The sequence below is a fragment of the Pollutimonas bauzanensis genome (genome assembly GCF_040393045.1).
In the GTDB taxonomy this organism is placed as follows: Bacteria; Pseudomonadota; Gammaproteobacteria; order Burkholderiales; family Burkholderiaceae_B; genus Pollutimonas; species Pollutimonas bauzanensis_A.
This window is the reverse complement of sequence record NZ_JBEBUX010000200.1, coordinates 1-3958: the sequence shown is the minus strand read 5'-3', so window position 1 is coordinate 3958 and position 3958 is coordinate 1. Positions and strand designations below refer to the sequence as shown.

At 51.8% G+C, this 3958-nt stretch carries 2 protein-coding genes; one reads left to right on the top strand and one right to left on the bottom strand.

Annotation, left to right across the window (positions count from 1 at the left end):
* Positions 1 to 319: 319 nt before the first annotated feature.
* A complete protein-coding gene (locus ABWO67_RS19160) occupies positions 320 to 2728 on the top strand; it encodes a phosphoketolase family protein (RefSeq protein WP_353154906.1) in 2409 nt (802 codons plus the stop codon).
* A gap of 51 nt (positions 2729 to 2779) precedes the next feature.
* On the opposite strand, the gene ABWO67_RS19155 is transcribed toward ABWO67_RS19160, so the two are convergent.
* On the bottom strand, positions 2780 to 3958 hold a 1179-nt coding region (locus ABWO67_RS19155; RefSeq protein WP_353154903.1), incomplete at its 5' end, for an MFS transporter.

Sequence of the window (3958 nt, the reverse complement as noted above, 5' to 3'; positions counted from 1 at the left end):
GGGCACACTGGCATCGAAAAATCGCTGCTCTACACCTAGTACGGAAAACAAACGATCATAGAAATGCAGCGCGCGGTCGAAATCGGTGACCCCAACGAATATGTGCGAAAACATAAAGACACCACCCAAAGGTTTCTAGTTGCCTAGCGTAGCATCAACTGAATCTAAAGGCAGGTACTCGCAATGCCATGAAAAAAGCCGCTTGTCAGCAGCCGCCGAGCCACAGTAAATTGATCAAGCCACAAGCGATGTTGTCGTTCTTGTTTTCCCTTGAAACTGCTACAAAATTTTTTGTGTCAACCCAAGGAGCCAGGTGATCATGACATCAACTCAGAATAGCCCACTAGCCAGTGTCGATCAGCCTCTTTGCACGAATGACCTGAACGCGATCGACGCCTACTGGCGCGCCTGCAATTATCTATGTGCCGGCATGATATACCTTCACGACAACCCCCTGTTGAAGAAGCCGCTGCATGCAGAACACATCAAGAATCGCCTGTTGGGCCATTGGGGTTCCGACCCTGGCCAGACTTTTATCTGGGTTCATCTTAACCGAGTCATCCGCAAGTACGACTTAGACATGATTTTTCTTTCGGGTCCAGGCCATGGCGCTCCGGCGGTAATTTCCAACTGCTATCTGGAAGGAACCTACTCAGAAATTTATCCAGAAAAAAGTCAGGATGAAGCCGGTATGCTTAATCTGTTCAGGGCTTTCTCATTTCCCGGTCAGCTTGGAAGCCATTGCACTCCGGAAGTACCCGGATCGATTCATGAAGGAGGTGAATTGGGCTACAGCGTATCGCATGCGTTTGGAGCGGCATTCGACAATCCCAACCTTATCGTCAGTGTCGTGGTGGGTGACGGGGAAGCCGAAACTGGGCCACTGGCCACATCATGGCATTCCAATAAGTTTCTGAACCCGATTCGCGATGGCGCAGTCCTGCCTATCCTTCATTTGAACGGATACAAGATAGCCAACCCCACCCTGCTCGCGCGTATTACGTCACAGGAGCTGGAAGATCTTTTCAGGGGATACGGATGGACGCCGCACGTAGTCGAGGGCGACGAGCCTAAATTGATGCATCAAAAAATGGCATCAACAGTAGAGGCTTGCGTGCTGCAAATTCGCGCTATTCAAAAAGAGGCTCGCACAACCGGCAGGCCCGACAGGCCGCGTTGGCCTTTGATCATTCTTCGGTCTCCCAAAGGTTGGACCGGCCCAAAAGAGGTGGACGGTAAAAAGATAGAAAACTTCTGGCGGGCCCATCAGGTCCCTGTCACCGCTGTCAAATCGAACCCTGAACATCTACGTATCGTCGAACAGTGGATGCGCAGTTATCGGCCCGAAGAGCTATTTGACGAGACGGGGATCTTGTCACCTGAACTGCGGAAACTTGCTCCTTTGGGCGACCGGCGAATGAGCGCCAATCCTCATGCCAACGGAGGCAAGCTGCGCAAACCCCTCGTTCTTCCTAATTTTCGCGATTTTGCTGTTCCGATAGATAGTCCGGGAACCACGAACACTTCACCCACCGAAACCCTTGGCAAGTTTTTGTGCCGTGTCATGCAACTTAATATGGACAACTTTCGAGTATTCAGTCCGGATGAAAATGCCTCGAACCGTTTACAGGATATTTATAAGGCTAGCGTGAAAACTTGGCTGGCTGCAATCAAACCAGAGGATGCCGATGGCACGGATATAGCTCCCGATGGCCGTGTGATGGAAATGCTTAGCGAGCATACGCTCGAGGGCTGGCTGGAAGGTTACCTATTAACGGGCCGCCATGGAATTTTCAATACGTACGAGGCTTTTGTCCATATTATCGACTCGATGTACAACCAGCATGCCAAATGGCTCGATAAAGCCAAGCTCGAAGTGCGCTGGCGGGCTCCGATTTCTTCACTTAATATTCTTATCTCATCACTGGTCTGGCGGCAGGACCACAACGGCTTCACGCATCAGGACCCGGGCTTTCTTGACGTCGTCAGCAACAAAAGTGCCGAGATTACGCGTATTTATCTGCCTCCCGATGCGAATTGCCTGCTCAGCGTAACCGACCATTGTTTGCGCAGTACTGATTATGTAAACGTAATCGTATCCGACAAACAGCCGCATTTAGTCTACTTGGATATGGATGCTGCAGCTATCCACTGCGCCAAGGGTATCGGTATTTGGGAATGGGCCAGCAATGATGCCGGCGGAGAACCGGACGTTGTTATGGCGTGCGCGGGCGATATCTTGACTCAAGAAGCGCTGGCGGCTGTCGCCATCCTGCGGGAACATCTTCCCGATCTGAAAATCCGGTTTGTCAATGTGGTGGACTTGTATCGGCTTCAGCCCGACACAGAGCATCCTCATGGTTTATCCGACGCAGACTTCGACGCCCTCTTCACCCGTAATAAGCCAGTAATTTTCAATTTTCATGGATACCCATGGCTGATCCACAAGTTTACCTACCGCAGAACGAATCATTCCAATATTCATGTACGTGGCTATAAAGAGAAAGGCAATATCAATACACCTTTTGAACTTGCTATTCAAAACCAAGTCGACCGTTTTAATTTGGCGATTGATGTCATTGACCGTGTTGCAACGTTGCAGAACACAGGCTCACACTTGAAGGAATGGCTCAAGGGCCAAATCATCGAAAGCATTGAACAAGCGCACACTGAAGGCACCGATAACGAGGAAATCCTGACCTGGACGTGGCCCAGTGTCATCGGCTGAATACCTTCTCAATACTCAGTAATGTTCTGCCGGACACTTCGCCTGACAAGTTCAACTTCGTTTGAATGCCAGCCGTCGCATTGCCCATAGGCCAATGATGGGACCCGGCAGCAATACCCACGACACATAGGCCCCTATTGCCCCGTACAAACTGGTCACCAAAGAGATGGACACCAGGGTCAGCGAGAATCCAATGCTATTTTGGATGGCGAGCGCACTCCCTACATAGTCCTGTGGACACGCCTGCGCCGATAAGCTTGAGAACTGAGGCGAGTCAGCTACGACTGCCACGCCCCATAAAATAAACACAGCGAGCATAAAGCCGGTAGGAATAACTAGCAACGGGTACATAGCGCACAAGGTACCGGAGGTCGTCAGTGCCACGAATGCAACGCGTGCGCTACCAAACCGCCCAACCATACAGCCTCCCGCCACGCAACCCAAAGCGCCCACCGCGATGACCCCAAAGGCCAAACCTGACGTAACAGAGGTGGAAACATTCTGGTCCAGAGTGCTTGTTAAGAATAGAGGAATAATCGTCCAGAACGCATAAAGTTCCCACATGTGCCCAAAATAGCCAATGGCGGCCGCACGAAAATCGGGCGCCTTAAACGCCATCAGGACGCCACTCCAATTGAAGGCGGGCTGTGCACCTCGCTTGAGTTTGAGATGAGGCCCATCGGACTGCAGGTAAACCATAAAGCCGCCTATAAGCGTCAATATGGACGACGTCAAAACGATAGCCTGCCAAGGCCAAGCAGCGCCTATCGCCCTTACCCCATGTGGCAGAGCAGTTCCTAAAGTCAGCATGCCAACCAGCAACGCCAGGGACATACCCGTATTTTGACGCGTCCAGGTCAATATCAGCTTCATCCCGATGGGATATATGCCGGCCAGGCTCAGCCCGACAAGCGTGCGAAAGCCAATAGCGCTCATCAACCCTTGACTCAAGAGCGCGAAGCCCGCATTAGCGCAGGCCCCTGCGATACTGCAAACTAAAAATATCCGACTCGCCGGATACCTATCGGCAACCCCGCTTAAAGCCAGCAAAAGCGTGCCAATAATGAAGCCAAATTGTGTTGCATTGGTCAGCCAGCCTATACCCGCCGCATCCAGGCCCCACAGGAGTCGCAGCGCGTCGGCCGAACTATTGCCGCTGAACCAGAGCGACGTACAGAACAGCTCGGCGAAGATAATGATTACGATAGGACGTTGCAGGCGCGCCTTACT

Coding starts and splice junctions, on each gene's coding strand:
- ABWO67_RS19160 (WP_353154906.1), top strand. CDS start 320: ATGACATCAACTCAGAATAGCCCACTAGCCAGTGTCGATCAGCCTCTT.